5 protein-coding genes and 1 pseudogene are annotated in these 6,650 nt (G+C 57.5%); all 6 read left to right on the top strand.

The window, feature by feature from the left end; translation table 11 throughout:
* A partial coding sequence (locus VGE80_RS00250) for a hypothetical protein (protein WP_440591254.1) occupies positions 1–1,134 on the top strand: 1,134 nt, incomplete at its 5' end.
* 366 nt (positions 1,135–1,500) lie between these two features.
* Entirely contained in the window at positions 1,501–2,691 is a 1,191-nt protein-coding gene (locus tag VGE80_RS00255; RefSeq protein WP_440591255.1) for a glycine C-acetyltransferase, read from the top strand.
* 70 nt (positions 2,692–2,761) lie between these two features.
* Positions 2,762–3,208, top strand: coding sequence for an RbsD/FucU family protein (locus VGE80_RS00260; RefSeq protein WP_373650023.1), 447 nt, complete (start codon positions 2,762–2,764; stop codon positions 3,206–3,208).
* A gap of 28 nt (positions 3,209–3,236) precedes the next feature.
* Complete coding sequence (locus VGE80_RS00265; protein ID WP_397571686.1) at positions 3,237–3,743, top strand: EVE domain-containing protein; 507 nt, start codon at positions 3,237–3,239, stop codon at positions 3,741–3,743.
* A gap of 209 nt (positions 3,744–3,952) precedes the next feature.
* On the top strand, positions 3,953–5,947 hold the full coding sequence (locus VGE80_RS00270; protein ID WP_397571687.1) for a S9 family peptidase: 1,995 nt from the start codon (positions 3,953–3,955) through the stop codon (positions 5,945–5,947).
* 361 nt (positions 5,948–6,308) lie between these two features.
* Positions 6,309–6,650, top strand: a pseudogene (locus tag VGE80_RS00275) (MFS transporter); the annotation flags it as partial.

The raw sequence follows: 6,650 nt of genomic DNA on the forward strand, positions 1-6,650 counted from the left end.
GAAGGGGACGTCGTCAAACTGGACAATCAGGGTGTCCAACGCGAAGTCATCGAGATCACCGGTAAACCCGCGCAGATTCGCGATCATCGCTTCCGCCTGGAAGGGAAAGACATCTACCTCAACCGCGGCGATAACGAAGCCAAGGTCAAAGGGTCGGGATGGATGAAGATTGCGATCCCCGATCAGGCACAAGTTCCGGGGGTGGAAAAAACGGGTAACCGGGACTTGAACGTCCGGTGGGATGAAGCGATGCGATTCGACGGTCTCGAAGCCCGTTTCGTCGGCCGGGTCGAAGCGAAACTGGGACAGGCCTCGATGCTGTGCGAACAGATGAACGTCCAGCTTCAGGAACGACTCTCATTTCAATCGGACAACATGACGCAGGAACCGGCGATTCGGCTGGTTCGCTGCCGTGAGAACGTCCGTTTTGAAAATTCGACCCACGTCGAACGAAAACTGGTCGACAAGTATCGTGGCCGGGTCGGTGAGTTCACCTGGTATCACGAAACGGGTGATATTGAAGCTCAGGGACCAGGTCAGGTCCAGGTCTGGCGCCGGCAACAAAAGGGGAGCCATGCAATCTCACCCCGTGAGACAAGTCAGGCGAATCGCCCGATCCCGGTGGAAATTTCAGAATGGGATTACACCCGCGTTCAATTCGAGGGAAAACTGGAAGGACGTGTCGATGGGCACTTGAGTGGGAACTCAGACCGCCAACGTGTCACCATCGATGACCGGGTTGAAGTGATTTATGGCCCGGTCAATTCGCCGAACGATATTGTCGATCCAGACAACCTTCCCTCTCGCGCGGGAACACTCCGCTGCAGCTCGCTCGAGTTCCTGAATCACCCCAAGTCGAAATCCAACCCTGTCGAGTACCGTGAGATGATCTGCCGGGGGAATTCCGAAGTCGAAGGTCAGGTTGATGGACGTCGCTTCACGGCGTCCGCCGACGAGATCATCTACGACGGTTCAACGTCACTGTACATTCTCAACGCACAGGGCAAGCAGACCGCGCGACTCACCCGGGTCGGTGAAGCGACCCTCGGCGGGGGGCGCATCCACTTCAATCCGGTGACCCGCGGCTGGAAAGTCATTGGGGCCAGCGACGGTCAGGGATCCGGGTTTCAGTAACAAAGCGTCACCCGCGACAGGGTTCGTACTCGCGAGCCTCAACAATCCCCTCACACAGCGCGCGACTCCTGCGCAAGGCTTGTGGAACGTCGCACCAGGGGATTTCCCTCAGGAAAGCACCTGGAAATCTCCAGGGTACTGCCCGGGCTTCCCCGGCAAGTCGCTCGCGCTTCATCACCCGACGTGAGTTGCGGCTCGCCTCTGACAGTCCTCTGACGAACGGGCACGTGACTCGGGAGCCGGCCGAGCGCGCGACATCCGGGGTGTGCATCAGAAACCCGACAAGGTGACTCGACTCACGGCACAGGGCTCTCTACTTTAGTAGAAAGACACCTCAAGCCGCCCCACTCCCTTGCGAGCTGAACCATGAGTGAAGCGTTCCTGCAGCATCTTTCCCGCCAACTCGATGGAATCCGAGCGGCGGGAACTTACAAGAATGAACGCGTTATCTCGACGCCGCAGGGAACCTTCGTGCGTGTCGCGGACGGGAAGCCCGTCTTGAACATGTGTGCCAACAATTACCTTGGACTGGCACAGCACCCCGCCATTCGGGAGGCAGGCCACCGGGGCCTCGATGAGTGGGGTTACGGATTGGCTTCGGTTCGATTCATCTGCGGAACACAGGGCGTTCATAAGCAACTGGAAGACAGACTCTCTACGTTCCTGGGAACGGACGACACGATTCTGTACAGCTCATGCTTCGATGCCAATGGAGGACTTTTTGAAACCCTGCTCGGCGCGGAAGACGCTGTCATCTCCGACGAACTCAATCACGCGAGTATTATCGATGGGGTCCGCCTCTGTAAGGCGCAGCGGTTCCGCTACAAAAACAACGACCTCGCGGACCTCGAAGCAAAGCTGATCGAAGCCACGAATGCCAAGGCTCGTTTCAAGCTGATCGCGACCGACGGTGTCTTCTCCATGGACGGGCTGTATGCCAACCTGCCCGGCGTATGCGAACTCGCCGACAAGTATGATGCACTGGTGATGGTCGATGATTCACACGCCGTCGGCTTCACCGGACCCACGGGACGGGGAACACACGAGCTGCAGGGAGTCATGGGCCGTATTGATATCTTGACGGGCACACTCGGCAAAGCACTCGGTGGTGCGAGTGGAGGATACACCAGCGGACGAAAGCCGATCATCGATCTCCTGCGTCAACGGTCTCGCCCTTATCTGTTCTCCAACACGTTGGCGCCCATCATTGCGGCAGGCTCGCTTGCCGCACTTGAATTGCTGACCCAGTCAACAGAGCTGCGCGATCGGCTGGAATCGAATACGACTTACTTCCGTACGGAGATGACCCGTCGCGGATTTACGATCACTCCGGGAACGCATCCGATCACCCCGATTATGCTCGGAGACGCCGCACTGGCTGCGAAGTTCGCCGATGCGATGCTGGCGAAGGGTGTTTACGTGATCGGTTTCAGCTATCCCGTCGTACCGCTGGGGAAAGCGCGGATCCGTACCCAGGTTTCTGCCGCTCATACCCGTGAAGATCTGGAATTCGCCATCCAGTGCTTCTCGGAGGTCAAGCAGGAACTGGGAATTTAACCCTCCCACCCTTACCGTCCCCTTGTGTCGTTCCAATCGCCTCGAGATTGCATAACAGAGAAACGCCTGAATGCTTAAGCACCGACTCCTGCATCCAGAAATTCTGGAAATCCTGGCTCGCGCAGGCCATCACGCGAAGGTTTTGATCGCGGACGGAAACTATCCCGCGTCCACCACACTGGGGCCCAATGCCCGGCTGGTCAGTCTGAACCTGGCTCCAGGAATCGTGACGGTCTCGCAGGTTCTCGAGACCCTGCTGACCGCCATTCCCATCGATGCCATCAACACCATGGGAATTCCGGCTGATGATCCCTACGCCCTGAAAGGGGACCCCGTCGTCTGGGCCGACTATCGTCGCATTCTGGCCGACTCGGGATCGACGCTGGAGCTTGAACCGATCGACAAATGGGCCTTCTATGAAGCCGTCGCGTCCCGCGACCATGTCCTGACGATCCAGACCGCTGATCAGCATCTCTGGGCCAATGTATTACTGACACTAGGCTGTCGTACTGATTGAGTTTGATTACAGGGAAGTCCTTGCGAGCATGAAGAAAGACAAAGCAGCCGAATCGCCACGCCGATACTGGTTATTCAAATCCGAGCCTTCCGCGTTCGGTATTGAACATCTGGCGAAATCGCCCCGGAAGACCGCCCCCTGGGATGGCGTCCGTAACTATCAGGCTCGCAACTTTCTGCGAGATGACGTTCAGCTTGGGGACCAGGTGCTGTTCTATCACAGCCGCGAGGAACCGCTCGGGGTGTTCGGCACTATGCAGATTGTCCGCACGAGTTACCCCGACTTCACCGCGTTCGATCCCCAAAGCAAGTACTTCGACGAAAAGGGAAATCCGGAGAACCCCCGCTGGTTCATGGTCGATGTCAAACTGATCCAGAAGTTCCCCGAACCCGTCACCCGGGACATGCTGGCCGAAGACGACACAACCAGCAAAATGCTCGTCATGAAGCGCGGGATGAGGCTGTCCATTCAACCCGTCACTCGTGAAGAATGGGAAGCCGTTCATCGACTGGCGGGCGTCTCACTACCTGATTGACCCCACTGACCCTCGCCCCCCTCACCCTCAGTACGGCGGATTGCGGAAGGACGCTCTACGACATTCAGATCGCTGCCGAAATGGACGCAGGGGGCTGAACTTCGGAAGGCCCGAAGTCCCACGCAACACGAAGAGAGACATTGATTCTGTCGGCATCGCCGAGACGAATTCATCGAGAACCGCCATTCGCAGTTCATGAAAGAGACCCTATGAAGACCTGGACACTCAGCTTAACGTGGCTCTCGATGATCCTGGGAGCGGTCCGTTTCGCGGCCAACGAAGCAGTTGCCCAGACCGATCCGCGGAAACCCGCCGCGATCGAAGCGCAGGATGTCCCCATTGTCCCCCCCGAGATGCTTGAGCGACTGGCGCAATACCAGAACGTTCGCGGAGCGGCATTTCGAGGCTGGGCCTCAGACGGAACGGGAATCCTCATTAACACCCGTTTTGGTAACTCGTCTCAACTTCACCGGGTCTATACTCCCGGAGGTCGGCGGGAGCAGATCACGTTCTCGGAGGAACCTGTTACCGGACGATTCCTGCCACAGTCCGCCAGCGGTTCAATCCTGCTGCTGAAGGATCGGGGTGGCAATGAAAATGATCAGATCTATCTGTTCGATCGCCAACAGTACACGACCGCTCTGCTGACGGACGGAACCAGTCGAAACAGGCTGGGTGCCATGGACCCGAACGGAAATCGATTTCTCTTTTCCAGTAATCGCCGGAACGGGCGCGATGGCGATCTGTACCTGTGTGACCTGGGGCAGCCGAACGGGACAAAGCTGCTGATGCAAGTCGAGAATCAGACCTGGCACGCACACGACTGGTCACCCGATGGAAAGCAGGTCCTGATTTCGCGGTATGTCTCGATTAATGAGACCTATCCCGCCGTGCTGGATATTGACTCCGGAGCCCGTACGGATCTTCCAGTGCCACCCGATCTCGCATCGGACGAAAAAGCCGCTTTCGGGACGATGGCATTCTCGGCTGACGGCAAATCGATCTTCCTCACCAGTGATGCCGGAAACGAGTTCCGGCGTCTGGCCAAACTGGATCGATCCACCCATTCCTACCAGTGGTTAACCACGGACCTGGAATGGGACGTGAACGAATTGGCGGTCAACCGGGTCACGAGCGAGCTGGCCTTGACCGTCAATGAAGATGGCGCCACGCGACTTTTTCTGCTGGCTCAAGGCAATTTGACCCGACGTGAACTTCAGGTCCCGCTCGGTGTGATTTCCGGAGTCGACTTTTCCGCCGACGGCAAGCGCATCGGCTTTACACTCGCACGCCCCGATGCCCCTCCTGATGCTTATTCCATTTTGCTGGAAACGGGCGAACTCACCCGGTGGACCTTCAGCGAAGTCGGTGGTCTGGACCCCGAATCCTTCGTCACCCCGACTCGCATTCGATACCGTACGTTCGACGGACGGATGATCCCCGCGTATTACTTCCAGCCGCGCCTCAAGCCGGAACAGACCAGGACCGGACAGGGAGGGACCGAGCCCCGCTTCCCCGTTTACATCAGCATTCATGGTGGTCCGGAAGCGCAGTATCAGCCGTTCTTCTCACCCAACATCCAGTACTACCTCAACGAACTGGGAATCGCTGTCATCTGCCCGAATGTGCGAGGTTCCAGCGGATATGGGAAGACGTATCTTAAGCTGGATAACGCCGAGAAACGCGAAGATAGCGTGAAAGACATCGGAGCACTGCTTGACTGGATCGAACAGCAGCCGGAACTCGATGCATCGAGGATCGCCGTGGCCGGGGGTTCCTACGGGGGCTACATGACACTGGCGTCGCTGACGCATTTCGGAGATCGCATCAAAGCGGGAATCGACGTCGTCGGGATCGCCAACTTTGTCACCTTCCTGGAGAAAACGGCTGGTTACCGGGTGGACTTGCGGCGTGCTGAATACGGGGATGAACGCCTGCCCGAGATGAAAGCGTTTTTCGAACGGATCAGCCCGCTGAACCATGCAGACAAGATTCGCTCCGCCCTGCTTGTCGTCCACGGACGGAACGATCCTCGCGTCCCATTTTACGAAGCTGAACAGATTGCAAGCAAAGTTCGCGCGAATGACCGTACCGTCTGGACCGTTTATGCCGATAACGAAGGACATGGATTTGCGAAGAAGGACAATGCTGATTACGTGAGGGCCGTCGAAGTTCTTTTCCTGAAGGCGAACCTGATCCCCTGAGCCGTGTCATCCCCGTGTCCCCCGTAAGGGCCATGCTGTGAACGGGTTTGTTGCAGGGCTTCTCGATCAGGAATGGCGCAGTCATGTGCCGTTCAGCCGGCAGGAAAAGCGACACGACAAACACGAATTCAGCTGAGTTTCTGCAGTAAGTGCTAGCCTGAGGTACCCCACCTCGGTACAAGTATGGACGCCTTCGCGGAAGACCGAAATGCGACAGAAAATCCTGTCCAAATCGCTATTCCCTGAACATGCGTCCCATGATAGAACCCGCCCCTCCTCCTCTCACACCAACTCCCCTCATGAACGGATTTCGATGCTCCGGCACTCGTAATTCTTCAAGTCTTCCCTTGGAAATACCATCGTGTGGTCTCTGAACGGTGCAAAGCGAGCGATCATTGTCGCTGGTTGCCTGGCCGCCGCATATACGCAACTGACAACCTCTCCGGCGACGATCGCATACATACGGTCGATGGGTGCGAATGAGTTCCACATCGGAATTCTTGGAGCACTGCCGACGCTGATGCTCTTCATGCAATTCGTCGCAGCCGTGATGGTCAATCACCTGCGATACCGTCGTCACTGGTGGTTCTGGGCGGCACTCACCCACCGCCTGATGCTGCTGCCGACGGCAGTAGGACCGTGGATGTTTCCCGGGTATTCCAGCGAGTTCTGGATCTGGGTACTGCTGCTCACCACCGCCATC

It is taken from the genome of Schlesneria sp. (genome assembly GCF_036405755.1).
GTDB lineage: Bacteria > Planctomycetota > Planctomycetia > Planctomycetales > Planctomycetaceae > Schlesneria > Schlesneria sphaerica.